At 70.1% G+C, this 26,419-nt stretch carries 27 protein-coding genes and 1 tRNA gene; 18 read left to right on the top strand and 10 right to left on the bottom strand.

Annotated features, from left to right (window positions below; all coding sequences use genetic code 11):
- The first annotated feature begins 86 nt into the window (after window positions 1–86).
- Window positions 87–878: a TrmH family RNA methyltransferase gene (locus BLT21_RS01275; protein WP_091497954.1), complete on the top strand. Its 792-nt coding sequence runs from the start codon at window positions 87–89 to the stop codon at window positions 876–878.
- Here the strand turns inward: BLT21_RS01275 and BLT21_RS01270 are convergent, their stop codons facing one another.
- Entirely contained in the window at window positions 879–1,724 is an 846-nt protein-coding gene (locus BLT21_RS01270) for an SGNH/GDSL hydrolase family protein (RefSeq protein ID WP_091497950.1), read from the bottom strand.
- A 77-nt stretch (window positions 1,725–1,801) separates the two neighbouring features.
- Here BLT21_RS01270 and BLT21_RS01265 point away from each other — a divergent pair, with 77 nt between their 5' ends.
- From BLT21_RS01265 to BLT21_RS01250, 4 genes are all read left to right on the top strand, one after another.
- Window positions 1,802–3,646 (top strand): DEAD/DEAH box helicase, encoded by a 1,845-nt coding sequence (locus BLT21_RS01265; protein ID WP_091497946.1) that lies wholly within the window; start codon window positions 1,802–1,804, stop codon window positions 3,644–3,646.
- Between the two features lie 91 nt (window positions 3,647–3,737).
- Window positions 3,738–3,822, top strand: a tRNA-Leu gene (locus tag BLT21_RS01260).
- A gap of 73 nt (window positions 3,823–3,895) precedes the next feature.
- A complete protein-coding gene (locus BLT21_RS01255; protein ID WP_091497942.1) occupies window positions 3,896–5,194 on the top strand; it encodes a M20/M25/M40 family metallo-hydrolase in 1,299 nt (432 codons plus the stop codon).
- 10 nt (window positions 5,195–5,204) lie between these two features.
- Window positions 5,205–6,038, top strand: a complete 834-nt coding sequence (locus tag BLT21_RS01250) for an undecaprenyl-diphosphate phosphatase (protein ID WP_091497939.1) — start codon at window positions 5,205–5,207, stop codon at window positions 6,036–6,038.
- Window positions 6,039–6,062: 24 nt separating this feature from the next.
- Here the strand turns inward: BLT21_RS01250 and BLT21_RS01245 are convergent, their stop codons facing one another.
- Complete coding sequence (locus tag BLT21_RS01245; protein WP_091497935.1) at window positions 6,063–6,929, bottom strand: PAC2 family protein; 867 nt, start codon at window positions 6,927–6,929, stop codon at window positions 6,063–6,065.
- A 122-nt stretch (window positions 6,930–7,051) separates the two neighbouring features.
- Between BLT21_RS01245 and BLT21_RS01240 the strand changes: the two genes are divergently transcribed.
- The 9 genes from BLT21_RS01240 (at window position 7,052) to lnt (ending at window position 16,952) form a co-directional block, all read left to right on the top strand.
- Entirely contained in the window at window positions 7,052–7,732 is a 681-nt protein-coding gene (locus tag BLT21_RS01240; protein ID WP_091500628.1) for an HAD family hydrolase, read from the top strand.
- Entirely contained in the window at window positions 7,729–8,739 is a 1,011-nt protein-coding gene (locus tag BLT21_RS01235) for a tRNA (adenine-N1)-methyltransferase (RefSeq protein ID WP_091497931.1), read from the top strand. Before BLT21_RS01240 ends, BLT21_RS01235 begins: the two co-directional genes overlap by 4 nt.
- A gap of 9 nt (window positions 8,740–8,748) precedes the next feature.
- A complete protein-coding gene (locus tag BLT21_RS01230) occupies window positions 8,749–9,711 on the top strand; it encodes an FKBP-type peptidyl-prolyl cis-trans isomerase (protein WP_091497928.1) in 963 nt (320 codons plus the stop codon).
- Window positions 9,712–9,746: 35 nt separating this feature from the next.
- The gene (locus BLT21_RS01225) at window positions 9,747–10,748 is read left to right on the top strand and encodes a helix-turn-helix transcriptional regulator (RefSeq protein ID WP_091497923.1); all 1,002 of its coding nucleotides are present in this window, start codon (window positions 9,747–9,749) and stop codon (window positions 10,746–10,748) included.
- Window positions 10,745–11,704 (top strand): helix-turn-helix transcriptional regulator, encoded by a 960-nt coding sequence (locus tag BLT21_RS01220; RefSeq protein WP_091497921.1) that lies wholly within the window; start codon window positions 10,745–10,747, stop codon window positions 11,702–11,704. Before BLT21_RS01225 ends, BLT21_RS01220 begins: the two co-directional genes overlap by 4 nt.
- Before the next feature lie 112 nt (window positions 11,705–11,816).
- Window positions 11,817–12,065: a twin-arginine translocase TatA/TatE family subunit gene (locus tag BLT21_RS01215; RefSeq protein WP_091497918.1), complete on the top strand. Its 249-nt coding sequence runs from the start codon at window positions 11,817–11,819 to the stop codon at window positions 12,063–12,065.
- A gap of 66 nt (window positions 12,066–12,131) precedes the next feature.
- Window positions 12,132–12,911 (top strand): twin-arginine translocase subunit TatC, encoded by a 780-nt coding sequence (gene tatC / locus BLT21_RS01210; protein ID WP_091497914.1) that lies wholly within the window; start codon window positions 12,132–12,134, stop codon window positions 12,909–12,911.
- Window positions 12,908–15,382, top strand: a complete 2,475-nt coding sequence (locus tag BLT21_RS01205) for a DEAD/DEAH box helicase (protein ID WP_091497909.1) — start codon at window positions 12,908–12,910, stop codon at window positions 15,380–15,382. Before tatC ends, BLT21_RS01205 begins: the two co-directional genes overlap by 4 nt.
- A gap of 10 nt (window positions 15,383–15,392) precedes the next feature.
- Window positions 15,393–16,952 carry an apolipoprotein N-acyltransferase gene (gene lnt, locus BLT21_RS01200; RefSeq protein ID WP_091497905.1) on the top strand — a complete coding sequence of 520 codons (1,560 nt, stop codon included), beginning with the start codon at window positions 15,393–15,395 and terminating at the stop codon, window positions 16,950–16,952.
- Between the two features lie 48 nt (window positions 16,953–17,000).
- On the opposite strand, the gene BLT21_RS01195 is transcribed toward lnt, so the two are convergent.
- From BLT21_RS01195 to BLT21_RS01180, 4 genes are all read right to left on the bottom strand, one after another.
- Entirely contained in the window at window positions 17,001–17,363 is a 363-nt protein-coding gene (locus tag BLT21_RS01195; RefSeq protein WP_091497902.1) for an RNA polymerase-binding protein RbpA, read from the bottom strand.
- A gap of 110 nt (window positions 17,364–17,473) precedes the next feature.
- On the bottom strand, window positions 17,474–18,244 hold the full coding sequence (locus BLT21_RS01190) for a glycerophosphodiester phosphodiesterase family protein (RefSeq protein WP_091497899.1): 771 nt from the start codon (window positions 18,242–18,244) through the stop codon (window positions 17,474–17,476).
- Window positions 18,241–19,188, bottom strand: a complete 948-nt coding sequence (locus BLT21_RS01185; RefSeq protein WP_091497895.1) for an SPFH domain-containing protein — start codon at window positions 19,186–19,188, stop codon at window positions 18,241–18,243. Before BLT21_RS01185 ends, BLT21_RS01190 begins: the two co-directional genes overlap by 4 nt.
- Window positions 19,181–19,666 (bottom strand): NfeD family protein, encoded by a 486-nt coding sequence (locus BLT21_RS01180; RefSeq protein ID WP_091497891.1) that lies wholly within the window; start codon window positions 19,664–19,666, stop codon window positions 19,181–19,183. The genes BLT21_RS01185 and BLT21_RS01180 overlap by 8 nt, the downstream gene beginning before the upstream one ends.
- A gap of 124 nt (window positions 19,667–19,790) precedes the next feature.
- Between BLT21_RS01180 and BLT21_RS01175 the strand changes: the two genes are divergently transcribed.
- Window positions 19,791–20,555, top strand: coding sequence for an SDR family oxidoreductase (locus BLT21_RS01175; protein WP_091497887.1), 765 nt, complete (start codon window positions 19,791–19,793; stop codon window positions 20,553–20,555).
- A gap of 2 nt (window positions 20,556–20,557) precedes the next feature.
- Window positions 20,558–22,540 carry a S9 family peptidase gene (locus tag BLT21_RS01170; RefSeq protein ID WP_091497883.1) on the top strand — a complete coding sequence of 661 codons (1,983 nt, stop codon included), beginning with the start codon at window positions 20,558–20,560 and terminating at the stop codon, window positions 22,538–22,540.
- A 12-nt stretch (window positions 22,541–22,552) separates the two neighbouring features.
- On the opposite strand, the gene BLT21_RS01165 is transcribed toward BLT21_RS01170, so the two are convergent.
- Window positions 22,553–23,104: an HdeD family acid-resistance protein gene (locus BLT21_RS01165; protein WP_091497879.1), complete on the bottom strand. Its 552-nt coding sequence runs from the start codon at window positions 23,102–23,104 to the stop codon at window positions 22,553–22,555.
- Between the two features lie 105 nt (window positions 23,105–23,209).
- The gene (locus BLT21_RS01160) at window positions 23,210–24,127 is read right to left on the bottom strand and encodes an AEC family transporter (RefSeq protein ID WP_091497875.1); all 918 of its coding nucleotides are present in this window, start codon (window positions 24,125–24,127) and stop codon (window positions 23,210–23,212) included.
- A gap of 121 nt (window positions 24,128–24,248) precedes the next feature.
- Between BLT21_RS01160 and BLT21_RS01155 the strand changes: the two genes are divergently transcribed.
- Window positions 24,249–25,103, top strand: a complete 855-nt coding sequence (locus BLT21_RS01155) for a phosphatase PAP2 family protein (RefSeq protein WP_143024912.1) — start codon at window positions 24,249–24,251, stop codon at window positions 25,101–25,103.
- A 47-nt stretch (window positions 25,104–25,150) separates the two neighbouring features.
- Here BLT21_RS01155 and BLT21_RS01150 read toward each other — a convergent pair whose 3' ends face one another.
- Both BLT21_RS01150 and BLT21_RS01145 read right to left on the bottom strand, forming a co-directional pair.
- Complete coding sequence (locus tag BLT21_RS01150) at window positions 25,151–25,669, bottom strand: PspC domain-containing protein (RefSeq protein WP_091497865.1); 519 nt, start codon at window positions 25,667–25,669, stop codon at window positions 25,151–25,153.
- 1 nt (window position 25,670) lies between these two features.
- Window positions 25,671–25,994 (bottom strand): PadR family transcriptional regulator, encoded by a 324-nt coding sequence (locus BLT21_RS01145; protein ID WP_218125702.1) that lies wholly within the window; start codon window positions 25,992–25,994, stop codon window positions 25,671–25,673.
- A gap of 117 nt (window positions 25,995–26,111) precedes the next feature.
- Between BLT21_RS01145 and BLT21_RS01140 the strand changes: the two genes are divergently transcribed.
- Complete coding sequence (locus tag BLT21_RS01140; protein ID WP_091497859.1) at window positions 26,112–26,411, top strand: hypothetical protein; 300 nt, start codon at window positions 26,112–26,114, stop codon at window positions 26,409–26,411.
- Window positions 26,412–26,419 lie beyond the last annotated feature (8 nt).

Here is a 26,419-nt window from a genome sequence, read left to right as displayed (position 1 = left end):
CTACTCTACGATCGCGTCCCGGCCGAGGCGTCGCCCGGCCGGCGATGACGGCGCCACGGCAGCCGCGACCGTGCGAGGGTGGGGGAGTGCCCGTGCTCCGCATCGACGACGCCTCCGATCCCCGCCTCGCCGACTACCGCGACCTGACCGACGTCGCGCTGCGCCGCGTGCTCGAGCCGGCGGGCGGCCTGTACATCGCGGAATCGGCCAAGGTGATCGGGCGCGCGCACACCGCGGGGCACCGAGCGCGCTCGTTCCTGGTGCAGGAGAAGTGGCTGCCCGACGTCGAAGAGCTCGCGGGCGACGCACCCGTCTATGTGGTGTCCGACGCCGTCGCCGAAGAGCTGACGGGGTACGCGGTGCACCGCGGGGCGCTCGCGGCGATGCATCGGCCGCCCGCTGCGCCCGTGTCGCAGGTCGTCGCCGACGCGCGCCTCGTGCTGGTGCTCGAGGACATCGTCGATCACACGAACGTCGGGGCGGCCTTCCGTGCCGCCGCGGGGCTCGGCGCCGACGCCGTCCTCGTGAGCGAACGGTGCGCCGATCCGCTCTATCGGCGCAGCGTGCGGGTGAGCATGGGGACCGTGTTCCAGGTGCCGTGGACGCGTCTCCCCGCCTGGCCGGAGGCCGCTCCGATCCTGCGCGACGCGGGCCTGCACCTCGCGGCGCTCGCCCTCGCCGACGATGCGGTGCCGCTCGACGAGTTCGCCGCCGCGCGCCCGGAACGCGTCGCCCTGCTGATGGGCACCGAGGGCGACGGCCTCAGTCGCCGCGCCCTCGCCGTCGCAGACACCGTCGTGACGATCCCGATGGCCGGGGGAGTGGACTCGCTGAACGTCGCCGCCGCAGCAGCCGTGTCGCTCTGGGCGCTGCGCTGATCAGTCCGCGGAGTCGGCGCGCCGGAGGACGGGAAGAGGTTCCGGCCGCTTCGCCGTGATGTGATCGCCCGACGACTGGTGACGCAGGCGGCGCAGGACCCAGGGCACGAGGTACTCGCGCGCCCAGACGAGGTCGTTGCCGCGCGCGGCTCGCCAGGTCAGCACGGGGGTCGTGTCGGGCTGCAGGGGCTGCAGATCGTTGGGCACGTTCAGCGCACGGAGCACCATCCGGGCGACCTCGTGATGTCCGAGCGCGTTGTAGTGCAAGCGGTCGTCGTCGAAGAAGCGCATGTCCTGCACCTCCTTGAGCGCCCACTGGTCGGCGACGATCGCGTCGTACCGGTCGGCGATCGCGCGGATGTTCTCGTTGTAGATGGCCACGCGGCCCCGGATGCCGCGGAAGACGGGGGTGAAGTTCGTGTCGATGCCCGTGAAGAGCACCAGGGTCGCCCCGGTCGACGAGAGCCGGACGACGGCATCCTCGAACTGCTGGGCGACGGCATCCGGGTCTGAGCCGGGGCGGATGACGTCGTTGCCCCCGGCCGAGAAGGTCACGAGGTCGGGCCTGAGTGCGAGGGCGGGCTCGATCTGGTCGGCGACGATCTGACCGATCAGCTTGCCGCGGACCGCGAGGTTCGCGTACGCGAAGTCGGGGACCTGCGAGCTCAGGACCTCGGCGACGCGGTCCGCCCAGCCGCGGTGCCCACCCGGGCTGCCCGGTTCGGGATCGCCGATCCCCTCGGTGAACGAGTCGCCGATCGCGACCATCCGCCGCCACGGGTGCGCCGTCTCGTTGGGCACGTACGGTGTGCGGGCTACGTCCTCGGATGGCTCGTTGTTTCTCATGACCCTCCTCGAAACGTCGTCCCTGCCACGGTACCCCCGGCGGCCGATCGTGGGGGTGGGGTCGTTTAGGGTGGTCCATCGTGACAGAGGACCCGCAGGAGCATTTCGGAAGCTTCGCCGCCGAGCATCTGTCGCCCTCGTTCCCGCAACGAGCGCCGTGGGGTACGGCGCAGCGGCTGCGAGCCTGGCAGGCCGAAGCGCTCGACCAGTACTTCGGAGCCGACGGCCCGGAGGGCGTGGGGCGCGGCCCGCGCGACTTCCTGGCGGCCGCGACACCGGGCGCCGGCAAGACGACCTTCGCGCTGCGCCTGGCGTCCGAGCTGTTGCGCCGCGACGTGGTCGATCGCATCATCGTGGTGGCCCCGACCGAGCACCTCAAGACGCAGTGGGCCGATGCGGCCGGACGAGTGGGCATCCGGCTCGACCCGCGGTTCAGCAACCGCCACGGCATCCCGTCGCGTCAGTATCACGGTGTCGCCGTTACGTACGCCCAGGTGGCGGTCAAGGCGTCGGTCCATCAGCGCCTGACGATGGACGCGCGCACCCTGGTGATCCTCGACGAGGTGCACCACGGCGGCGACGCCCTCAGCTGGGGCGATGCGCTGCGCGAGGCGTACGGCCGCGCGACGCGCCGACTGCTTCTCTCGGGCACTCCGTTCCGCAGCGACACCGCGCCGATCCCGTTCGTCGAATACCACCCGAACGAGAAGGGCATCCGGCTGTCGCGGACGGACTACAACTACGGCTACGGCCGCGCCCTCGCCGACGGTGTGGTCCGTCCCGTGCTGTTCCTCGTCTACGCCGGCCACATGAAGTGGCGCACCAAGACGGGCGACGAGTTCGAGGCCCACCTGGGCCAGGACAACACGAAGGACATCACGTCGCAGGCCTGGCGAACCGCGCTCAACCCCGAGGGCGACTGGATCCCCGCGGTCCTGCGCTCCGCCGACCGGCGCCTGTCGGAGGTGCGTCAGGACGTGCCCGACGCCGGCGGGCTCGTGATCGCGACCGATCAGACGGCAGCCCGCGCATACGCCGACATCCTGCAGCAGATCACCGGCGAGGCCCCCACGGTGGTGCTCTCCGACGACAAGTCCGCGTCGGGCAACATCGAGATCTTCGCGCAGGCGACGACACGCTGGATGGTCGCGGTCCGCATGGTGTCGGAGGGTGTCGACGTCCCCCGTCTCGCCGTGGGCGTGTATGCGACCTCCTCCTCGACCCCGCTCTTCTTCGCCCAGGCCATCGGACGCTTCGTGCGTGCCCGGCGGCGCGGCGAGACGGCATCCGTCTTCCTCCCGAACGTCCCCGTGCTGCTCGGTCTCGCCGCCGAGATGGAACGACAGCGCGATCACGCGCTCGACCGCGAGGCGGGCGACGACGACGGGCTGGAGGACACGCTCCTCGCCGAGGCCGAGAGCGAGGACAAGGCCTCCGACGAGCTGACGCAGGAGTTCACCTATCAGGCGCTGGGCTCCGTCGCGCACTTCGACCGGGTGCTCTTCGACGGCGCCGAATTCGGTCAGCTCGCGGTGCCCGGCACCCCCGAGGAGGAGGAGTTCCTCGGGATCCCCGGGCTGCTCGAGCCCGAGCACGTCCACGAACTGCTGATGCAGCGGCAGTCGCGGCAGACGAAGCATCGCCACAGCCGCGAGGCGCGCGAGAAGTCCGACGGGCCGGCTGCGAGTGAGGACTCATCGGCGGGTGGGACGACGCTGCCCGAGCCTCTCCATCGATCGCTCAAGGAGCAGCGGCAGCTGCTCAACAGTCTCGTCGGCCTCTACGCCCGGCAGAGCGGCGAGGCGCACGGACAGATCCATGCCGAGCTCCGCCGTGTCTGCGGCGGTCCCGCCGTCTCGCACGCCACGGTCGCCCAGCTCCAGGCCCGCATCGCAATGCTGCGGTCGCGGGTGCGCTCGTGATCGGCCGCCACGCCCGGGCTGCCGCTGATTCTTCACCTCGCCGGGGACGTGTTAGTGTTGATCCTCGGTTGGGAACAACCGGAAAAACACTGCGCGGGTGGCGGAATAGGTAGACGCGCTAGCTTGAGGTGCTAGTGCCCGTATAGGGCGTGGGGGTTCAAGTCCCCCCTCGCGCACAGTGACCAGAAGGGCCCCGGAGACGGGGCCCTTCGTCATTCCCGCCGGTGGTTCGCGACTACCGTGGAGATCATGTCCGAGAACGACGATCTGCCCGAGGTCGCCCGCGTCGCGCGGGATCTGATCCGCTTCGACACGACGAACTTCGGCGAGGGGCGCTCGCGCGGCGAGCGGGAGGCCGCCGAGTACGTCGGTGCCTACCTGGAGGCCCTCGGGCTTCGCCCGGAGTACTACGAGCCGATCCCACGGCGCACGAACGTGTCGGTGCGCATCCCCGGACGCGACGCGTCGAAGCCCGCGCTCGTCCTGCACGGGCACCTCGACGTCGTGCCTGCCCTGGCGGACGACTGGAGCGTCGACCCCTTCGCCGGCGTCGTCCGCGACGGGATGCTGTGGGGACGCGGCGCCGTCGACATGAAGGACATGGACGCCATGATCCTCACGTCCGTCGCCGAGTTGCTGCGCGCGGGGGAGCAGCCCGAGCGTGATCTCGTGGTGACGTTCTTCGCCGACGAGGAGAACGGCGGCGTCGAGGGGTCCCAGCTCGTGGTGCGCGACCGCCCGGAGTGGTTCGCCGGTGCGACCGAGGCGATCAGCGAGGTCGGGGGCTACTCCATCGGCGTCGACGGGCACCGCGCCTACCTCCTGCAGGTCGGCGAGAAGGCCCTCGTGTGGCTGCGCCTCCACGCGACGGGGCGCGCCGGGCACGGCAGCCGCCTGCACCCCGACAACGCCATCACGCGCCTCTCCGAGGCGGTAGCGAAGCTCGGCCGGGCCCGGTGGCCGATCGAGCTCACGAGCACGACACGACGTCTCGTCGACGACCTCTCCGCCCTCAGCGGGCGGGACGCGGCGGACCCGGATGCCGTGGCCGACGCGACGGGCCCGACCGCGGCGTTCCTCGCGTCCACCTTCCGCACCACGACCAACCCCACGGGTCTGACCGCCGGCTACAAGCACAACGTCATCCCCGACGCCGCATCCGCCGCCATCGACGTGCGCACGCTGCCGGGCCAGGAGGACGCCGTGCTCGCGGAGATCCAGCGCATCGTCGGAGAAGACATCCACATCGAGATCGTCCACCGCGACATCGGGCTCGAAGTGCCGTTCGAGGGCACGCTCGTCGACGCCATGGTGGGCGCCCTCGGGCGCCACGATCCCGGTGTTCCGGTCCTGCCGTACCTCATGGGCGGCGGTACCGACAACAAGGCCCTCTCCGAACTGGGCATCGCGGGATTCGGCTTCGCGCCGCTGCGCCTCCCGGCGGACATGGACTTCACCGGTATGTTCCACGGTGTCGACGAACGCGTCCCGATCGACGCGCTCGTCTTCGGGCAGCGCGTGCTCACCGACCTCATCCGCACGTACTGAAAGGCGCGCCATGCAGCTCCTCGAGGCCATCATCCTCGGCATCGTCCAGGGTCTGACCGAGTTCCTGCCGATCTCCTCGAGCGCCCACCTGCGCATCGTCGGCGAGTTCCTCCCGTCGGCGCAGGACCCGGGTGCCACCTTCACGGCCATCACCCAGATCGGTACGGAACTGGCGGTGCTGGTCTACTTCTGGAAGAAGATCACACGCATCATCGGCCGATGGTTCCGGTCGTTCAGCGGGTCGGTCCCGCGCGACGATGCCGACGTTCGTCTGGGCTGGATCGTCATCATCGGCACGATCCCGATCGGTGTGCTCGGGTTCCTGTTCCAGGACGTCATCCGCGACACCTTCCGCAACCTCTGGCTCGTCGCCATCGTGCTGATCGTGTTCGGTCTCATCCTCGGCGTCGCCGATGCGCTCGGGCGACGGATCCGCACCGAGAACGACCTCACGTACGGCCACGGTCTGGCACTCGGCTTCGCGCAGGCGCTCGCCCTGATCCCGGGCGTCTCGCGATCGGGCGCGACGACCACGATGGGACTCGCCCTCGGCTACACGCGTCCGGCGGCCGCGGAGGTCGCGTTCCTGCTCGCGGTCCCGGCCGTCTTCGGCAGCGGCCTCTACGAGCTGCTGCAGGCCATCCGCGAGCCGGGATCGTCGGTGTTCTCGCTCGTCGACACCGCGGTGGCGACGGTCGTCGCCTTCGGTGTCGGACTGGCCGTGATCGCCTTCCTCATGAGGTATCTCAAGCGCGGCAGCTTCCTGCCGTTCGTGCTCTACCGGGTGGGGCTCGGCGCGGTCCTGATCGTGCTGCTCTCGCTCGGCGTGCTGCAGGCCTACTGACCGGTCGCGGCGGCGGCCCGTGTCTCAGCGATGCGGGCCGCGGCCGAGGCCGCGACCGTCGCCGCCGTCGCCGCGGTGACGCAGATACTTCTCGAACTCCTGCGCGATGGCGTCTCCGGACGCGTCGGGGGAGTCCCACGTGTCGCGTGTCTGCTCGAGCTGACGGATGTACTCGGTCATCTCCTCGTCGTCCGCCGCGGCGGCGTCGATCGTCGCCTCCCAGGCCAGCGCGTCGCCGGGGAGCGATCCGCGCGCGACCTTGGCTCCCGTGATCGTCTCGAGCTTGTCGAGGAGAGCGAGGGTGGCCTTGGGCGAGGGCGAATGCCCCGCGACGTAGTGCGGCACGCTCGCCCACAGGGCCGCCGTCGGGATGCCCGCCTCTTCGGCTGCGGCCGCGATGACGGAGAGGATCCCCACCGGTCCCTCGTACGTCGAGCGTTCGAGGCCGAGGGCGGTGCGCAGCTCGTCGTTGTCGCTGCCGCTGAAGACCGTGATGGGCCGCGTATGGGGGACGTCGCTCATCATCGAGCCCAGCGCGACCAGTCCCGTGATGTCCTCGCGCAGCGCCGCATCGACCAGCTCTGCGGCGAACGACTTCCACGCGCGTGCTGGTTCGGCACCGCTCAGCACCCAGAGGCGGGTGCCGCGCGCCGTCGCCTGCGGGCGCCAGATCGTGGCGTCCGGCCAGCGCAGGGTGCGACGGCCGTCGGCATCGGCCTCGATGTGCGGCCGGGTGTACATGTAGTCGAAGTAGAGCTCGGGATCGACCGAGTAGACCGCGTCGTACGGCCGGGACTCGCGCAGCTGCGTCGCTGCGGCCGTCGCGGCTTCGCCGGCGTCGTTCCACCCGTCGAACGCGACCACGAGCACGCGGCGTCCCAGACTGTTCAACCCGTCCTCCGTTCCGGCGTCCCGCTCTCTGCCCGAGCGGGTCTGGTCAACGATACGCCGAGGGCGCCCGGCGCGGGTCGGGCCACGCAGGCCTGCCGTGCGGCATCGGTAGCATGGTGCGGATGACTTCACGCGCTCCTGCCGCAGTCCTCTGGGACATGGACGGCACCCTCGTCGACACCGAACCGTACTGGATGGCCGCAGAAGGCCCACTCGTCGCGAGCTTCGGCGGCACGTGGACGCACGAGCAGGCTCTGGGCCTCGTGGGTCTCGGACTCGAGGACTCCGCCCGGATCCTGCAGAACGCCGGCGTCCGGATGCAGACCCACGAGATCATCGATCACCTCACCGACACCGTGTCGGGCCAGCTCGCGGCCGGCGGCGCCCCGTTCCGTCCCGGTGCGCGCGAGCTGTTGTCGGGCCTGCGCGATGCCGGGATCAAGACGGCGCTCGTCACGATGTCGATGCGGCGGATGGCCGACACCGTCGTCTCGTCGATCCCGTTCGACGCCTTCGACGTCGTCGTCGCCGGAGACGAGGCCACGCGGCCGAAGCCGTTCCCCGACCCCTACCTCCAGGCCTGCGAGGCCCTCGGCGTCGACATCGCCGACACCGTCGCGATCGAGGACTCCCCGAACGGCCTGCGGTCGGCGGTCGCCTCCGGCGCCGTTGCCCTGGGCGTGCCCCTCATGGTGCCGCTCGACGGTCTGGGCGCACATGCGCTGTGGGACTCGCTCGCCGGGCGCTCCGTCGCCGACCTCGCCGACCTGTTCTCCCACCACCGACTCGGAGCCTCCGCATGACCGACGACCTCGAGCCGCGCGGCCCGTTCCGCTACGGCGACCGCGTGCAGCTGACCGGCCCGAAGGGCCGCATGCACACGATCACGCTCCGCGAGGGTGGCGAGCTGCACACGCACCACGGGGTGCTCCGGCACGAGGTGCTGGTCGGCCAGCCGGATGGCTCGGTCGCCACGAACAGCGGCGGTCACGAGTACCTCGCCCTGCGGCCCCTGCTGCGCGACTTCGTCATGTCGATGCCGCGGGGTGCCGCGATCGTCTATCCGAAGGACGCCGCGCAGATCCTCGCCGCCGCCGACATCTTCCCGGGCGCGACCGTGGTCGAGGCGGGGGTCGGCTCGGGCGCCCTGTCGCTGTGGCTGCTGCGCGCCATCGGCGACACCGGCCGGCTCGTGTCGTTCGAGCGCCGTGCCGAGTTCGCCGAGGTCGCCCAGGCGAACGTCGCGACCTTCACCGGCGGCACGCCCGATACGTGGTCGGTCGTCGTGGGAGACCTCGTCGAGAGCCTGCCCGACGCCGTGACGCCCGGCTCCGTCGACCGTGTCGTGCTCGACATGCTGGCCCCCTGGGAGTGCATCGACGTCGTCGCGGACGCGCTCGCGCCCGGCGGGGTCGTGCTCTGCTACGTCGCGACCGCGACCCAGCTCAGCCGCGTCGCCGAGTACCTGCGCGGGACTGGTCTGTTCACCGATCCCGACGCATCCGAGACGATGATCCGCGGTTGGCATGTCGAGGGTCTCGCCGTGCGTCCCGATCATCGGATGGTCGCCCACACGGGCTTCCTCCTGACCGCCCGTCGGCTCGCCCCGGGCGCCATCCCGCCCGACGTGCGCAAGCGCGCCCTCAAAAAGCCCTCGTACGCCGACCACGACGTCGAGGCCTGGACGCCGGGCGCCGTCGGCGACCGCGAGATCACCGACAAGAATCTGCGCAAGCGCGTCCGCGAGGCGCAGAAAGCGGCCCGTGGCACGCTGGCCGCTTCGGCCGGCGGCGACGACGAGTCCGCGTAGACTGCTGCGGTGCGTAGGATCATCGCCGCCGCCGGCGCCCTCTCCCTGACCGTGCTCGCCCTGACGGCGTGCGCGACCACGTCGTCGGGTTCGGCGTCGTGTGTTCGCGATGTCTCCGGCTCGTCGGCGCTCGACCTGGTCGACGTCTCCGACACGGCGGTCGGCACCAAGCCGACCGTCTCGCTGACGGCGCCGGTCAACGTCTCCGACCTCGCGGTGGCCGACACCGTCTCCGGAGACGGCCGCGCCATCACGAGCGACGCGCAGGATGTCGTCTTCGACCTCACCGTGCTCGACGGCTCGTCGGGGACGCCGATCGCGGCCTCCGGATACACCGGCACCCTGTCGGAGATCTACCCGCTCGACAGCTGGGAGGCGACGTTCCCCGGGCTCGTCGACGGTCTGCAGTGCGCCACCGAGGGCTCGCGCGTCGTGATGGCGCTCGGACCGGACGAGGTCACGGCCGACACGCGTGCGCGCTTCGGCATGGCCGAGGACGCCACGACGGTCGTCGTCCTCGACCTCCAGAAGGTCTACCCGGCCGCCGCCGACGGTGCGGAGCAGTTCAACGACAGGATGGGCATGCCCTCCGTCGTGCTCGCCCCCGACGGCCGGCCCGGCATCGTCGTGCCCGACAGCACGCCGCCCGCGGATCTCGCCGTCGAGGTGCTGAAGAAGGGCGACGGCCCCGAGGTCACCGGAGACGTCCCCGTCCGCGTCCACTACACGGGCGTGACATGGGACGACCACCAGGTGTTCGACACCACGTGGGACCGCGGCGCTCAGCCGGTGGAGCTCGACAGCATGATCCCGGGCTTCGCCGACGCCCTCCGCGGGCAGACCGTGGGGTCGCAGATCCTCGTCGTGGTGCCTCCCGACCAGGGCTACGGCGACACCGCGCAGGCCGGCATCCCCGCCGGATCGACGCTCGTCTTCGTCGTCGACGTGCTCGGACTGGACCCCGCGTCCTGACTCGTCCCGCGGTGCGCGCGCCTAGAATCGAAGGCATGTCCGCCACCGCCACCCGCGTCCCTCCCGAGGAACGCCTGGTCAACCTCGTCGTCGCCCTCATGGCGACCGAGCAGGGCGTGACGAAGGACACGATCCTCGGGTCGGTGTCGGGCTACCGCGAGCAGGGCGAGGCCGGAACGCGGCGCGAGGCGCTCGAGAAGATGTTCGAGCGCGACAAGGAGAACCTGCGCGGCCTCGGCGTGCCCATCGAGACGATCGGCGACTACGCCGACCCGGACGATCTCCGCGAGGCCCGCTACCGGATCCCTGCGGCGGAGTACGAGTTGCCGGCCGACATCACCTTCACCCCCGCGGAGCTCGCCGTGCTCACCCTCGCCGGCGGCGTGTGGGGAGAGCACACCCTGTCGGCCGGCGCCCGATCGGGGCTGCGGAAGATCCGCTCGCTCGGCATCGCCGTGGACGAGCCGATCATCGGGTTCGCTCCACGGCTCAACCTGCACGACGCCTCCTTCCTGCCTCTGCAGCGCGCGATCGAGCAGGCCCGCGAGGTCGAGTTCGACTACCTCCGTCCCGGCTCGGCGAGCCCCCGGCGCCGGCGCGTGCGCCCGCTCGCCCTGGTCGAGTTCGAGGCGCGTTGGCATCTCTTCGCCTTCGACACCGGCGTCTCCGCCGAGCGGACATTCCTCCTGTCGCGCATCCTCTCCGATGTCGCCCTCACCCGGCAGGCCTTCGACCCGTCGGAGCGCTCCGGCGCCGGCGAGCGGGCACTGTCGGGACTGCGCGAGGTCGCGACGCGTCAGCACGCCGCGGTGACCGTGGTCCCGGGTACGGAGGCCGAGCTGCGACTGCGTCGCCGAGCCGTCGCCGACGAGGCTCCGGGGCGTCGGCTGCGCGTGCCCTTCGTGGATCTCGAGGTGTTCGCCGACGAACTGGCGTCGTACGGCCCGGAGGTGTTCGTCCTCGAGCCCGACGCTCTCCGCGACGCCGTGGTCCATCGGCTCCGCGGCGCACAGGCGAGCTCGGCGGTGATCCCGTGAGCGGACAACCGATCGTCGCGACGGATCGCGCCGCACTGATCCTGCAGCTCGTGCCGTACCTCATATCCGAGGGCGAGGTCACGGTGGAGCAGGCTGCTCGGGACTTCGAGGTCGAGCCCGATCAGATGCGCGCCATGGTCGAGAAGCTCACGGTGATCGGGCTGCCCGGCGAGGGCGGCTTCTGGCAGATGGCGAATGATCTCTTCGACATCGACTGGGACCTGCTCGATCGCGAAGACCGCATCGTCATCACCAACACCGTGGGGCTGGAGCGCTCGCCCCGGTTGACGGCTCGCGAGGCAGCCGCTCTGCTGGCCGGACTCCAGCTCGCGGCCGCCGTGCCGGGTGTCGGCGACAGCGGCATCGTGCAGGGCCTCCTGGCGAAGCTCGCCCGTGGTGCCGGTCAGACGCCGGCCGAGGTGATCGTCGCGCCCGCACCGGTCGACGACGTCCGCGAGACCGTCGCCCGCGCGCTCCGCGAGCGCGTCGCCGTCTCCTTCCGCTACACGGCACCCGACTCGCGTCCCACCACGCGCACCGTCGATCCCGTGACCGTGTCGATCGCGGGAGGGCAGTGGTATCTGCAGGGCTGGTGCCACACGCGGCGTGCGATGCGCACGTTCCATCTCGACCGCGTCACGGAGGCCGCGCTCACCGACGTCCCCGCGACCCACTCGTCCGAGCCCGTCCCCGGACTCTTCGAGCCCGGCGACGACGAGGCGGTCGCAGAGATCCGCTATCCCGCGCATGCTGCGTCCGCGGTGGGGGAGTTCCTCACCAACGCCGAGGTCCGCACGGACGGCGCGACGCGGACGGCGCTGATCCGCGTCGCCGACCCGCGCTCGCTGAAGCGCCTCGTCGCTCGCAGCGGCGGCACGGTGGAGGTCATCGCGCCCGAAGAGGCGCGACGCGCGGCCGGCGAGTGGGCCGACGCGGCGCTCGACCAGTACCGCTGAGGACGGGGCCCGCGATACCGAGGCCGGAACCCAGTACAGCCGCCCGGCCCGGCGCGGCCGCCCGCCCCGATGCGGGGGTTAGACTGAGCGAAACGATCGACGAGGAGACGCTATGAGCAATCTGTTCGCAGGCCCGCACCTGTGGATCCTACTCATTGTCATTCTGCTGCTCTTCGGCGCCGCGAAGCTTCCGGCACTGGCGAAGAGCATGGGACAGTCCGCCCGCATCTTCAAGGGTGAGATGAAGGCCATGAAGGACGACGACACGACGGCCGGCACTGCCGCCTCGACGACCGCCGACGCGACCCCCGTCGAGAAGCCGGCGGAGCCGAAGAGCGGTCCCGCAGCGCCCACACCGTAACCCCGCGTGGTGACGGCTGAGCGCACGCGCCCAGGGGCGGACGGTGCGCCCCGGCGTGACAAGCGCATGTCTCTGGGGCAGCATCTGATCGAGCTGCGCCGACGTCTCATCATCGCGGCGATCGCTCTCGTCGTGTCGATGGTGGTGTCGTTCTTCCTCACCGACTGGATCATCTGGGCGATGACCGAGCCGATCCGCGTCGTCGCCGAGCAGCGGGGCGACACCGAGGCCGTCAAGCTGATGTACTCGACGATCACCGGACCGTTCGACATGCGCCTGCGCATATCGTTCTCGGTCGGCATCATCCTCTCCGCGCCGGTGTGGCTCTGGCAGGTGTGGGCATTCCTGATGCCGGGCCTCACCCGCAAGGAGATCCGCTACACGGTCGGGTTCGTGTCGGCGGCGGTCCCGCTCTTCTTCGCCGGCGTCTTCACCGGCTGGCTCGTCATGCCGCACATCGTCGAGATCATGGCCACCTTCTCGCCGGAGGCGTCGGCCAACTTCTACGAGGGCAAGTACTACTACGACTTCGTCTTCAAGCTGCTGCTCGTCGTCGGTGTCGCATTCATCATCCCGGTGTTCCTCGTCGCGTTGAACTTCGCCGGCATCATGAGCGGCAAGGCGATCCTCAAAGGGTGGCGTGTCGCCATCCTCATCGCGGTCGTCTTCTCGGGCCTCGCGACGCCCGCGGCCGACATCGTGAGCATGCTCATGCTGGCCTCGATCCTGACCGTCCTCTACTTCGCCGCCGCCGCGCTGTCGCTGCTCCTCGACCTTCGGCGATCGCGTCGCGCCCCCGTCCTGACCGTTCCCGGCCCGCCCCCGACGAGCGACCCGCTCCCGTGACCGGCGACAGTCCCGCCGAGCGGTTCCTCGCTGCGCAGTCCACGCGTGCGCATCCGCTCACCACCGCCTTCGCAGAGGCGCAGCGATTCGATCTCGACCCGTTCCAGATCGCGGGATGCCACGCCCTGGAGGACGGCCGGAGCGTGCTCGTGGCTGCGCCCACCGGCGCGGGCAAGACCATCGTGGGCGAGTTCGCGATGCACCTCGCGATGCGCGAGCCCGGCACGAAGGCGTTCTACACGACCCCGATGAAGGCGCTGTCGAACCAGAAGTTCCGAGAGCTCGTCGACGTGTACGGCCCCGACGAGGTCGGTCTGCTGACCGGGGACACGAACATCAACGGCAACGCCCGCATCGTGGTGATGACCACCGAAGTGCTGCGGAACATGCTGTATGCGGATTCTCCCGCTCTCCGCGGCCTGCGCTTCGTCGTCATGGACGAGGTCCACTACCTCGCGGACCGCTTCCGCGGCGCCGTATGGGAGGAGGTCATCATCCATCTCCATCCGACGGTGCGAATGATCGCCCTCTCGGCCACCGTCTCGAACGCCGAGGAGTTCGGCGACTGGCTCGACACGGTGCGCGGCGACACCGCCGTCGTCGTCTCGGAGATCCGGCCGGTGCCGCTCGAGCAGCACGTCCTGGTCCGGGGCGACCTACTCCCGCTGTTCGACGACCGCGCCGGCGTCGCGACGGCACAGGTCAATCAGGAGCTGACGCGGCTGCGGTCCCCCCAGGGGCAGCGCTTCGAGAGCAACCAGAGAGCGCACGCGCATCGGAGCGGCGGCGGGCGCGAGGCACAGCGACCGCATCGCGGCGGGAAGCGCCCCATCCGCCCGTCCACGACCCAGCGGATCGAGAGGCTCGACCGTCCCGACGTCGTCGAGCTCCTCGCGCGGGCGAACCTGCTGCCCGCCATCTTCTTCATCTTCAGCAGAGCCGGCTGCGACGGTGCCGTGCAGCAGGTGCGCCGCTCCGGCATCCGACTCACGACGCCCGAAGAGCGCGACGAGATCCGCGCGATCGTGGAGCGGCGGACGCTCGCCCTGGCACAGGAGGACCTGGCGGTCCTCGGCTTCTGGGAGTGGCGCGACAATCTCGAGCGGGGCGTCGCCGCCCATCACGCCGGGCTTCTCCCCGCGTTCAAAGAGGTCGTCGAAGAGCTGTTCCAGCGCAAGCTCGTCAAAGCCGTCTTCGCGACCGAGACCCTCGCCCTGGGCATCAACATGCCGGCCCGGACGGTCGTGCTCGAGAAGCTCGAGAAGTTCAACGGCGAAGCCCGCGTGGCCATCACGTCGGGCGAGTACACGCAGATCACGGGCCGCGCCGGCCGCCGCGGCATCGACGTCGAGGGCCATGCGGTCATCCAGTGGACAGAGGGCCTCGACCCGCAGGCGGTCGCCGCGCTCGCGTCGCGGCGCACGTACCCGCTGAACTCGAGCTTCCGGCCGACGTACAACATGGCCGTCAACCTGATCGACCGCTTCGGTCGCGACCGCGCCCGCGAGATCCTCGAGTCGTCGTTCGCGCAGTTCCAGGCCGACCGCTCCGTCGTCGGGCTCGCCCGGCAGGTCAAGGAAAAGGAGCAGACCCTCGAGGGCTATGCGCGCTCGATGACCTGCGACCGCGGCGACTTCGCCGAGTACTCCGGCATCCGGCGGGAGCTGAGCGACCTCGAGAAGCTGAACCGCAACGACCGCACCGCACCCGCGCGCATCCGACAGCGCCGACAGGACGAGCTCGCGGGCCTGCGCAAACGGATGCAGCGGCACCCCTGCCACGACTGCCCCGACCGGGAGCACCACGCACGTTGGGCCGAGCGCTACTGGCGGCTGCGACGCGAGGTGCAGAAGGTGCGCCAGCAGATCGACACCCGCACGGGCACTGTCGCGCGGGTCTTCGATCGCGTCGTCGACGTCCTCACGGCGCTCGACTACGTCGCGGTCGACGACGAGGGAGCCACGTCGCTGACGTCCGCCGGCTCCACGATGCGCCGCATCTACGGCGAGCGCGACCTGTTGGTGGCCGAGGCCCTGCGCCGCGGCCTCTGGAAGGACCTCGACCCTGCGGGGCTGGCCGCTCTCGCATCGTGCCTCGTGTACGAGCCGCGGCGCGAAGGCGACGGGCCGGGGGAGTACGGCCTGCCTCGGGGCGCCTTCCGCACCGCCTTGACCGACACGCAGGAGCTCTGGGCCGTCCTCGACGATCTCGAGCGCGACCATCGTCTGCCGGGCACCGAACCCGTCGCCACCGGACTCGCCAAAGCCATGCACTCCTGGGCGCGGGGCGTGATGCTCGACCGGGTCCTCGTCGAGGCGGACATGGCTGCGGGGGACTTCGTCCGCTGGGCGAAGCAGACGATCGATCTCCTCGATCAACTGTCCCTCGTGGCGGACGCCGATCTCGGTCGGCGTGCCCGAGCGGCCCTCGAGGCGGTCCGGCGCGGGATCGTCGCGTATTCGGGCGTCTAGGCTCGAACACGTGCCCGTCTCGTCCGCGGCCGCCGCGCGGCCCCTGATCCCCCTGTGGCTGGCACTCGTCAGCGCCCTCGTGGGCGGTGCCGTGCTCGACGCCGCCTTCCCCGACATCGGATGGTGGCCGCTCGCCTTCGCGGGGATCGCGTTCAGCCTTGTCGGGCTCATCGGCCGGTCCTCGTGGGGCGCGCTCGCGGTGGGGGCCGTGTTCGGCGCGTCGTTCTACTTCATCCACATCTCCTGGATCACGCGTTACCTCGGTCCGCTGCCGTGGTTCGGCCTCGCCGGCATCGAGACCGTGTTCTTCGCGGCGGGGTCGATCCCGATCATGCTCGCTTATCGCTGGCTCCCTCGTCTGCTCCCGGGACTCTGGGCCCGGCTCATCGCCCTCCCGACCCTCGTGGCCGGCCTGTGGACCGCGCGCGAGCTCTTCATGGGCTCCTGGCCGTACACGGGCTTCCCCTGGGGGCGCATCGGGATGAGCCAGTCCGAGAGTCCGCTCGCCCATCTCGCCTCCTGGACCGGCGTCTCCGGACTCACGTTCCTCATGGTGTTCGTGACGGCCGCCGTCATCGAATGGCTGCGTTGCGCCCGTGTGCGCGACCTCCGGACCGCCGTTCCCGCCGTCGCGGTCGCGGTGGTCCTGGTCGCTGTCCCGGCCTTCCCCACGACGGACGCCGGGACGTACCGCATCGGCTCCGTGCAGGGCAACGGCCCCGCGGGCTACTTCGACGAGCGCGAGCCCTACGGCGTGCTGCGCTCGCAGCTCGAGGCGACGCAGGCCATCATCGACGAGCCGATGGATCTGCTCGTCTGGCCCGAGGGCGGCATCGATGCCGATCCGCTGTCGAACGCGTCCGTCGCCGAGACCCTGGACCGACTGTCGGCCCGCGTCGACGCACCGCTGCTCGTCAACGCGGCCACCACGCGGGGCGACGACATCTTCAACACCTCGATGCTCTGGGAAGCCGGGGCCGACAACCCGGTCGCGCTCCATGACAAATCGCGCCCGGTGCCGATGGGCGAGTACGTCCCCGACCGCTGGTTCTTCGAGATGATCGTGCCGGACCTGATCGGCCTGATCCAGCGCGAATACACCCCGGGCACGAATGCCCCGTTCGTGGACGTCTCGGGGGTCGGCGTCGGACTCGCGATCTGCTTCGACGTGCTCTACGACGACGTCCTGTGGTCGGGAGCTCGCGATGGGGCGGAGGTCTACGTGTTCCAGACCAACAACGCCGACTTCCGCGACACCGACGAGAACCTGCAGCAGCTGGCGTTCGCGCGCATGCGCGCGATCGAGACCGGCCGCTCGGTCGTGAACATCTCGACCGTCGGTACCAGTCAGGTCATCGCGCCCGACGGTGCGGAGATCGACGGGCTGCCGGCCGCCGAGGCCGGAGCGATGATCACCGATGTGCCGTTGCGCACCGGCCTGACGCCCGCCGTGATCATCGGGGGAGCAGTGCAGGCCATCATCGGGTGGGGCAGCCTCGCCGCCCTCCTTGCCTGCGGCACCCTCCTCGCGCTCGCACGCGGACGGGCGTCGCGCAGGCAGAGGGCATGAGAACGCCGCCGGCCCAAGGACCGGCGGCGTCGGCGTAGAGCTGGAGGCTCAGGCGCTCAAGCGGGAGCCGCGACGCTCGCGGAGAAGCGCGAGACGCTCCTCGAGAAGCTCCTCGAGCTCCGGGATCGTGCGGCGTTCGAGCAGCATGTCCCAATGGGTGCGGGCGGCCTTGTCGCCCGAGTGGTCGACCTCGACGACGGTCTCGCCCACGCGCAGGAGAGCCTCGGCGCCGCACGCGCGGCACTCCCAGGTCTCCGGCGCATCTGCGTCGGCCGCGAACGTCATGACGGTCTCGTGCGCACAGCGCGAACACACGTACGTGTGGTTGATCCGGTCGTGGAAGACGACGCCCTCTTCGCTCTGTAGGCTCGAGGCGCCGAGTCGGATGCCGCGCAAGCTGCGGTCTGCCATTGTGTGGTCCTCTCGTCGGCTATCAGTTGTAACGTGCGCGGCTGTGTGCATCATCCGAACGATGGGTGGTCTTCGGGGTTTCACAGCCGATATTCAGCGTGTCGGGGTATTCAGCGGGTCTCCGCCGCGACGCTCAGTCCTCGGTCGGCCCGATCGGTGACGAGACCGTCGACGCCGGCCGCGAGCAGGCGCCTCATATCGTCTGCGTCGTTGACCGTCCAGACGTGGAGTTCCACGCCGTCGCGGTGCACGGCGCGGATCATGCGGGGGGTGACGATGCGGAGCGGTCCTCGACGCTCGGGGACCTGCACCGCGTCGATGCCGCGCAATGCGCGACTCATCAACCATGGCACACCCGAGGCGACCGCCGCGACGAGAGCCGCGATCCGGACCGTTCCGGCCGACGTCGCCGGATGGCCGCCGGCCGCGCGGGCGGCACGGAGCGCGCGGGCTCGGTGGCGATCGGAGAAGCTGGTGACCAGGACGCGGTCGGCGAAAGGCGCGACGATCCGCCCGACCTCGTCGGCGGCCGCGGCGGCCTTGACATCGAGGTTGAAGCGAAGCGTCGGGAAGGCCTCCAGCGCCTGCTCGAGCGTCACGAGCCCACCTCGGTCGGCCATCAGCGTCTCGAGCTCGCGGTCGCCGACCTCCGAGATCGGACGCGGGTCGCCGGCGACCCGTTCGAGATCGGCGTCGTGGAACAGGATGACGGTACCGTCGGCGCTCAGGTGGCAGTCCGACTCGACGTACGCGACCCCCAACGCATGCGCGGCCGCGAACGCGGCGAACGTGTTCTCGACGATGCCCTCCGAATCCGGGGGCACGAACCCGCGGTGCGCGAGGATGCGCGGGCGAGAGGACGCGAAGAACGGGTGCGTCACGGAGCGGGCGGAGCGCTGCGGTCCGCGGGCGGTTCCGAGGGGGCGTCACGCCGAGGAGCGAATCCGGCGGTCATGCTCTTGAGCGCCTCGGTGAACTCGCTCGGGATGATCCAGAGCTTGCTCGAGGCGCTGTCGCTGATCTTCGGCAGCGTCTGCAGGTACTGGTAGGCCAGAAGCTTGTCGTCGGGATTGCCGTCGTGGATGGCCTGGAACACCGTCTGAATCGCCGCCGACTCGCCCTCGGCACGGAGGATCTGGGCCTGCTTGTCACCCTCGGCCGTGAGGATCTCCGCTTGTCGGCGCCCCTCCGCCTCAAGGATCTGCGACTGCTTCGAGCCCTCCGCGGTGAGGATCGCGGCGCGGCGGTCGCGTTCCGCTCGCATCTGCTTCTCCATGGAGTCCTGGATCGAGATGGGCGGGTCGATGGCCTTCAGCTCGACGCGCGAGACGCGGATGCCCCACTTGCCCGTCGCCTCGTCGAGGACGATGCGCAGCTGACCGTTGATGTTGTCGCGGCTTGTCAGGGCCTGTTCGAGGTTGAGACCGCCGACGACGTTGCGCAGGGTCGTCGTCGTGAGCTGCTCGACGGCGCCGAGGTAGTTGTTGATCTCGTACGTCGCCGCCCGGGCATCCGTGACCTGGAAGTACACGACGGTGTCGATCGAGACGACGAGGTTGTCCTCGGTGATGACGGGCTGAGGCGGGAACGACACGACCTGCTCGCGCATGTCCACGAGCGGCAGGACCCGGTCGATGAAGGGGATGAGGATGTTCAGCCCGGGGGAGAGGGTCCGCTGGTAGCGGCCGAGACGCTCGACGACCCCGGCGTACGCCTGCGGGATGATCCGGATCGCGCGGAACAGCACGACGATCACGAAGATCGCGAGCACGACGAGGAGCACGATCACGAAGATCTGCCCGATGAAGGCGCCGACGTCAACCATGGGTGTTCTCCTTCGGGTCGGGGACGGGGACGGTCACCTCTACAGTGGCGCCGCGCACGGCGCGGACGATGAGCCGGGTGCCGACGGCGACGTCGGCGGGGCTGTCGACGAGCCGAGCGGTCCAGGTCTCGCCGTTGTCGAGCTTGACCGAGCCCGCGCCCTCGATGAACGGCACGAGGACCCGCGCGCCCGTTCCGGCGAGGGCGTCGACGTTGGTGGGGATCAGCGCGCTGCTGCGATGCAGCGCACGCAGCAGCAGCGGCCGGATCGTGAACAGCAGGAGAGCGGAGACCCCGGCGGCCGCCGCGACCTGGAGCCACCACGGCGCGGAGAGGAGATTGGTGCCGAGGCCGCCGACGAGCGTGCCGGCGGCGAGCATCAGGAACGTGAACTCGAGCGTGAGCAGCTCGACGATCACGAAGATCAATGCCAGCACGAGCCACGCTATCCAGAGGTACTGCGTGAGATCGGGCAACATCTGCGCTCCTTCTTCCCTGCCCCGAACCTACCAGTCGAGGGTCGCCACCGGGCCGGTTGATAGGCTCGGTCGGTGCCGGCGGACCGCCGCGCCGAGAGCCGAACATCCCCGCAGGAGCGCCCCCATGACTCAGCCCCTTCCCGCCGGAACCCTCACCGGCCGCACGGCCCTCGTGACGGGATCGTCGCGCGGCATCGGCGCCGACACCGCGCGCTACCTGGCGCAGGCCGGGGCCAACGTCGTCATCAACTTCCGCAACAAGGCACCGCGCGCGGAGAAGCTCGCGGCCGAGCTCCGCGAGCTGGGCGTCGAGGTCCTGGTCGTCGGCGCCGACCTGACCGACCGGGCCTCGGTCGACGAGATGTTCGCCACCGTCCGCGAGACGTTCGGTCGCCTCGATCTCCTGGTCCTGAACGCGTCCGGGGGCATGGAGGGCGGCATGGCCGAGGACTACGCCCTCACGCTCAACCGCGATGCTCAGGTCGGTGCGCTGGAAGCCGCACTGCCGTTGCTCGAGGACGGCTCGCGGGTCGTGTTCGTGACCAGCCATCAGGCGCACTTCATCCGCACGACGCCGACGATGCCCGAGTACGAGGCCGTCGCTCTCTCGAAGCGTGCCGGCGAGGACGCCCTCCGCGAGCGCATCGGCGAGCTGAGCGAGCGCGGCATCGGCTTCGTGGTCGTCTCAGGCGACATGATCGAGGGCACGATCACCGCGACCCTGCTCGAGCGGGCCAGCCCCGGCGCCATCGCGACGCGCCGCGAGTCGGCCGGGAAGCTCTACAACGTCTCGGAGTTCGCTGCCGAGATCGCACTGGCGGCGGTCGAGCCGATCGCGTCGGACAACACCCGGCTGGTGGGAGACATCTCGTCCTTCGGCGGCGAGTGAGCATGCGCCCCGACGACATCGAGGCGCTCGTCTCGGTCGGCCGCCCCGCCATCGCCGGAGACGGCTCGTTCGCGGTGTTCGCGACGTCGCGCCCCGATCTCCGGGCCGACCGCAATGTCGGCCAGCTGTGGCGGATCGATCTGCCGGCCGGGGATGCCCGACGCATCACGCGCGGTGTCGCCGACTCCGCGCCCCGGCTGGCGCCCGACGACAGCCGCATCGCCTTCCTCCGCGCGGACGCGGGAGGCAGGCCCCAGGTGCACATCATCGCCGCCGCCGGCTCGGAGGTCGTGCAGGTCACCGACGCGCCCCTCGGCGTGACGGCCTTCGCGTGGTCGCCGACCGGAGATCACATCGGCTTCACCGCTCGCGTGCCCGAGCCCGGACGCTACGGCTCGATCGACGGCATCGCGCCGGAGGCTGAGCCGCCCCGTCGCATCACAGGGATTCGATGGCACGCGAACGGCCTCGGCTACGTCGCCGATCGACCGGCGCACGTATTCGTCGTCAGCGTTCCCGACCCGGGCGCAGAACCCGCCTACGACGCAGCACCGTCCGCCGGCACGCCGGATGCGGGCTCGCATCGTCCGGTGCCGGAGGAGGCGCGGCAGCTGACGTCCGGTCCGCTCTCGCACGTCGGGGTCGTCTTCACCCGCGACGGCCGGGAGATCCTCACCACCACGGATGCCATCGAGCCCGAGCACCGCGACCTGCGGACCCCGCTTCTCGCCGTGCCGGTCGACGGCGGCGGACAGCGCTCGATGCTCCCGCCCAGCCTGTCGATCAGCGACATCGCCGTGGCGCCCGACGGAACCATCGCCCTGCTCGCGTCCGATCCCGGCGCCACGGGCATCGACTTCGTAGCGCCCGGCGTCGCGCTCTGGATCCTCGACGGCGACGCACCGCGCCGGCTCACCGACCCCGAGACGGTCGACCTCGGCGAGGTCGGATCGCATGTCACGGCCGTCGGCGACGACTTCCTGGTGCAGAACCGCACGCGCGGCGAAGTCCACCTGCTCCGTGTCTCGCGCGACGGGACCTCGAGCCGGCTCCGCGGCGGGCTCGAGGTCGTCGGACATGCCGCCGACGCCGCGGGGGAGCGCATCGTCTGCGCCGTGGCCACGAGCCGGTCGGCGGGCGAGATCCTGCTGCTCGATGCGGCGGGCGTCGACGCCCGCCTGCTGACTTCCTTCGGCGACGCGGCCCGGCGCGCCGGCTACGTCCTGCCGCGCGAGCTCGACGTCACGGCCGGCGACGGCTACCCCGTCCACGGCTGGGTCGCCGTGCCTGCGGGGGAGGGCCCCTTCCCCGTCGTTCTGCAGATCCACGGCGGGCCCTACGCGTCGTACGGCGTGCATCTCTTCGACGAGACCCAGGTGCTCGTCGAAGCCGGATATGCCGTCGTGTACTGCAACCCGCGTGGGAGCGCCGGCTACGGACGCGCCCACGGTAGGAGCATCCGGGGGCGGATGGGCACCGACGACCTCGTCGATGTCCTCGCCTTCCTCGACGGCGCGATCGAGGCCGACAGCCGCCTCGACGGCTCCCGAGTCGGCATCATGGGCGGCTCGTACGGCGGGTACCTCACGGCCTGGGCGATCGCGCACGAGCACCGCTTCGCGGCGGCGATCGTCGAGCGCGGGTTCCTCGACCCGGAGACGTTCCAGGGCACGAGCGACATCGGCTCGTTCTTCGGCGATGAGTACGTCGGCACCGATGCCGCGACGATCCGGGAGCAGAGCCCCATGGCCGTCGTCGGCGAGGTGCGGACGCCCACCCTCGTCATGCACTCGGAGCTCGACTTCCGCTGCCCGCTGGAGCAGGCGACCCGGTACTACACGGCCCTCCGCCGGAACGGGGTCGACGCCGAGCTCCTCGTCTTCCCCGGCGAGGATCACGAGCTCACCCGGTCGGGACGGCCCCGCCACCGCGTGCAGCGGTTCGAGGCCGTCCTCGAGTGGTGGGGCCGCCACCTGCCGGTCTGACGCCCCGTCGGGTCAGGACCGGAACGACAGACCGCGCACCACGTTCACGATGCCGAGCGCGACGGCGGAGATGCCCAGGAGCCACCAGAGCACGATCGCGCCCCAGAGCGGCGAGAAGAGCAGCACGACACCCGCGATGATCGACAGCACCGCGAAGGCGATCGTCCAGCCCCGCGACGACGACTGACCGACCACCGAGAGAGACACGGCACCCTCGATGATCCACAGGATGCCGACGAGCACGCCCAGGAACAGCGCGAACGACAGGGTGAAGGCCGCGAGGTTCGCGAACGCGACGATGCCGACGAATACGAAGAAGACGCCCAGGGCGATGTGCCCGATGCGCGACCAGCCGCCCTTCGTCCGAGAGAAGATGCCGAGAGCGGCATAGACGAGGCCGGCGACGATCGTGTACGCCGCGATGATCCCCGTCAAGACCTGGGCGGTGCGCCCGGGCCAGATGAGGATCAGAAGGCCGAGCACGATCGACAGGATGCCGCCGACGATGAACGCCGTGCGCAGCGACCTGACGAACCTGGTGCTGGTGTTATCAGAAGTGGACATGAGAGAACCTCCTTCGTGGGGGCCGCACACCCCCGACATTCCACACGGTAGTGCAACCACGACGAGGCCGACACGGCCTCGGCGGCGCGTGGACCCGACCGGGATTCAGCCGAGGATGAGGGTCGCGGTGAGCAGGACGGGCACGCACCCGAGCGTGGTGATGAACACTGTGTCGCGCGAGATCGTCTCGCCCACGTCGTAGCGCTGTGCGAAGTTGAAGACGTTCTGAGCGGTCGGCAGGGCCGCGAGGACCGTCACGGCGAGGACCTCGGCGGGGGAGAGGCGGAAGAGGAGCGCCGCGACGGCCCAGGCGACCAACGGCATCGCGACGAGCTTCAGACCGGACGCGAGCAGGATGTCACGACGCCGGCCCGAGGGCGCCAGGACACGCTGCCCGTGCAGCGACATGCCGTAGGCGATCAACAGCACCGGAACGCACGCGTCGGCGATCAGTTGCAGCGGATCGAGGACGATGGGCGGCAGCTCGAGCCCGGAGACCGACACGATGACGCCGGCGAGCGAGGAGATCACGATGGGGTTGGCGAAGGTCCGCCTGAGGATCGGCAAGGGACGACGCTGGCCTGTCGTCACCGCCTCGAGGATCGCCATCGTCACCGGGGTGAACACGATCAGCTGCATGAGGATCACCGGTGCCGGCAGGGCCGCCGAGCCCAGCAGATAGAGCGACAGCGGGATGCCGATGTTGTTCGAGTTGACCTGCCCGGCCGAGAGCGTGCCGATGAGCGCCTCGCCGACCGATCGATGCCACACGAATCGTGCGACGGCCGCGTAGATGACGAACATCGACACGGCCGCGATGGCTGAAACCGGGAGGAGCGCCGAGAACAGGGTCGAGACGTCAGCCTGCGACAGGACGACGAACATGAGGAACGGTGACAGGACGAAGAAGATGAGTCGGGCCAGCACCGGACGACCGTGCGGGCCCAGCAGATCGATGCGTCCGATGATGTAACCGACCACGATCGCGACCCCGACGACGACGAATCCGGTCAGCACCTGCACCCTTCGAGCCTAGGGGGCGGTCGCGGGCCCGACGGCGGGGGAGCGCGGCGCGCTGGATCGTTGACGGGGTTCACAGCCGAACCTCCGTACCGTGGAGGGCGACGGAGAGCGAGGTGCCGGCATGGGACGCAGTCTGAGATACCTGCAGTTGGCAGGCGTGCAGGTCACCGCGATCGCGGTGACGATCGCCGTCTGCGTTTTCACCACATCCGGCCAGGATGCCGATCAGACGGCGATGGTCGCAGCCGCCAACTCGACGAACCCGATGCTTCTCGCCGCCCAGCACATCAGCGCGAACTACATCCTGATCGTCGCCGCCGTCATCATGCTGGCGAGCCTGGCCGCCGCGCTCGTCCGGCGTCGCTTCGCCGAGGCCGCCGCGGCCGGCGTCGTCTTCATCGGATCGAGCATCGTCACGCAGATACTCAAACACGAGGTGATCGCGCGACCGGAGCTCGCCGACGGTTGGGGCGCGTATGGCAACTCGCTGCCGTCCGGACACGCGACCATCGCGATCGCGGCAGCGTGCGCGGCCCTGTTCGCGGCGCCGCCCCGCATGAAGTTCGTCCTGGCGCCCGCGCTCGTCGTCTGGGCGTCGGTCGCCGGCATGGGAGTGATCGCGGCGGGCTGGCATCGTCCGAGCGACGTCGTGACGGCGAGCCTGGTCGTCGGCTTCTGGAGCTCCGTCGCCGCGCTGTTCGTGACGGCCGTCCGCCGAGGCGGGAGCGCTCGTGGGTCTCGACTGCCGACCGTGCGCGAGCGACGTTTCCGCGCCATCACCGCGGTGCTGATCTTCGGAGCGGCGATGACCGCGATCGCACTGTGCGCCTCGTACGCCGCCGGGCCCGGTCGCACGGCGGTCACCGCCGTCCTCACGGTCACGACCATCACGGCGACCGTCCTCGGCGCGCTGGCCGCGAGCGCCGCGACTCCGTCAGGCCGGCACCGCCCCCTCTCGAACTCCGCTGTCGCATAATCCGATAATGCACATTATGTCAGTTCGGCAGACCGACACTGCGGGGGTCAGAACGCGGGATGTGCGGTCCTGGTGCGCTGTTCGTACTCATTGACGGCCCCGACTCGAGGAAGAAACGCCCAGAGCCCGAGATAGACGATGCCGATCAGTCCCCCCGTGAGGAGCATGAGGAAGACGCCGATCGTACGCACCCAGTCGAGACGAAGGTGACCGCGAACGGCTAAGCCGACGCAGACGCCGCCGAACCACTTCCCCTCGTCGATCCGGGTCCAGGTCCCGCCACCACTCCGTGCGGGCTGAGCCGAGAAGGGCTCGACGTGACCCAGATCACGGATGATCTCGGTCATCTGACGATCATCGATCGCTTTCTCGGATGCTCCGAGCAACGCGTGCAGCCGATCACCGAGTGCGCCCTCCAGATCGCGGACGGTCTCATCGGCATCGAGAGTATCGGCGAGCTGTTCGCGGGACGAGGTCACGTAGCTGACGAGCAGGCTGTGCGCTTCCGGAGTGAGCGGGAAGGTTCCGGCGTGGCCGCTGAGCCGCATGTGCTGGATGTCGGACATGTCAATCTCCTACGTTCGAGAGGGTGTGAGTGAGACCGGTCCAGTAGTCACGGAACGTTGCGAGTTGCGCATGCCCCTCGGCGGTCAGTGCGAGGTACTTCCTCGGTGGGCCGGACGTCGACTCTTGCCATTCGTGTTCGATCAGACCGTCACGACGCAGCCTGTTGAGGAGCGGATAGAGCGTTCCTTCGAGGACGGGAAAGTTGCAGACGCGCAGAGCTTCGACGATCTCGGCCGCGTACCGGCGGTGCTTTTCGATGCTCGCCAGCACGAGCGGCTCGAGCATCCCCCGACGGAGGGCGGCAAGCTTGGCGTCATCGGTCACGAAGCTAGTGTTACAGGTAACAGTAGCTTCCCGCAAGTAGCCGGATTCCGTCCCGACGCCGTCTCGCAGTACGTTCGACTCGATGAGAAACCGTCGACGGACTGCGAAGTCGAGCGCATGAGCGCCGATGCGAGCCAGAACGCGCGCCGCGTGACCCTCGACCTCCGCCGTCCCCGACTGCACCTGCTCGTCGGCGTCCGTCCGACCGTCGTCATCGACGGGCGCGGCCAGCCCGCACAATGGGGCCTCGGGACGTGGCTCGTGCCCAGCGATCTGCCTGTTGAAGTCGGCGTCTTCCTCTTCAACCGCGCCTGGCGGTCCGGCGAAGCGAGTGCGGTGCTGTCACCCGAGCACACCACCCTGACCTATTGGGCGCCGTTCGCACCGATCGGGCGCGGCGCGCTCGAGGCAAGCTGACACGCCTG

Origin of the sequence: Microbacterium sp. cf332, assembly GCF_900102175.1 — a bacterium.
GTDB lineage: Bacteria > Actinomycetota > Actinomycetes > Actinomycetales > Microbacteriaceae > Microbacterium.
This window is presented reverse-complemented; position numbering and strand designations above follow the sequence as displayed.

Excerpts from the sequence above, each read along its gene's own strand:
- BLT21_RS01270 (WP_091497950.1), bottom strand. The coding sequence starts at position 1,724 with ATGAGAAACAACGAGCCATCCGAGGACGTAGCCCGCACACCGTACGTG.
- BLT21_RS01255 (WP_091497942.1), top strand. The coding sequence starts at position 3,896 with ATGTCCGAGAACGACGATCTGCCCGAGGTCGCCCGCGTCGCGCGGGAT.
- BLT21_RS01250 (WP_091497939.1), top strand. The coding sequence starts at position 5,205 with ATGCAGCTCCTCGAGGCCATCATCCTCGGCATCGTCCAGGGTCTGACC.
- BLT21_RS01240 (WP_091500628.1), top strand. The coding sequence starts at position 7,052 with ATGACTTCACGCGCTCCTGCCGCAGTCCTCTGGGACATGGACGGCACC.
- BLT21_RS01235 (WP_091497931.1), top strand. The coding sequence starts at position 7,729 with ATGACCGACGACCTCGAGCCGCGCGGCCCGTTCCGCTACGGCGACCGC.
- BLT21_RS01225 (WP_091497923.1), top strand. The coding sequence starts at position 9,747 with ATGTCCGCCACCGCCACCCGCGTCCCTCCCGAGGAACGCCTGGTCAAC.
- BLT21_RS01215 (WP_091497918.1), top strand. The coding sequence starts at position 11,817 with ATGAGCAATCTGTTCGCAGGCCCGCACCTGTGGATCCTACTCATTGTC.
- tatC (WP_091497914.1), top strand. The coding sequence starts at position 12,132 with ATGTCTCTGGGGCAGCATCTGATCGAGCTGCGCCGACGTCTCATCATC.
- BLT21_RS01195 (WP_091497902.1), bottom strand. The coding sequence starts at position 17,363 with ATGGCAGACCGCAGCTTGCGCGGCATCCGACTCGGCGCCTCGAGCCTA.
- BLT21_RS01185 (WP_091497895.1), bottom strand. The coding sequence starts at position 19,188 with ATGGTTGACGTCGGCGCCTTCATCGGGCAGATCTTCGTGATCGTGCTC.
- BLT21_RS01180 (WP_091497891.1), bottom strand. The coding sequence starts at position 19,666 with ATGTTGCCCGATCTCACGCAGTACCTCTGGATAGCGTGGCTCGTGCTG.
- BLT21_RS01175 (WP_091497887.1), top strand. The coding sequence starts at position 19,791 with ATGACTCAGCCCCTTCCCGCCGGAACCCTCACCGGCCGCACGGCCCTC.
- BLT21_RS01170 (WP_091497883.1), top strand. The coding sequence starts at position 20,558 with ATGCGCCCCGACGACATCGAGGCGCTCGTCTCGGTCGGCCGCCCCGCC.
- BLT21_RS01165 (WP_091497879.1), bottom strand. The coding sequence starts at position 23,104 with ATGTCCACTTCTGATAACACCAGCACCAGGTTCGTCAGGTCGCTGCGC.
- BLT21_RS01155 (WP_143024912.1), top strand. The coding sequence starts at position 24,249 with ATGGGACGCAGTCTGAGATACCTGCAGTTGGCAGGCGTGCAGGTCACC.
- BLT21_RS01150 (WP_091497865.1), bottom strand. The coding sequence starts at position 25,669 with ATGTCCGACATCCAGCACATGCGGCTCAGCGGCCACGCCGGAACCTTC.
- BLT21_RS01140 (WP_091497859.1), top strand. The coding sequence starts at position 26,112 with ATGAGCGCCGATGCGAGCCAGAACGCGCGCCGCGTGACCCTCGACCTC.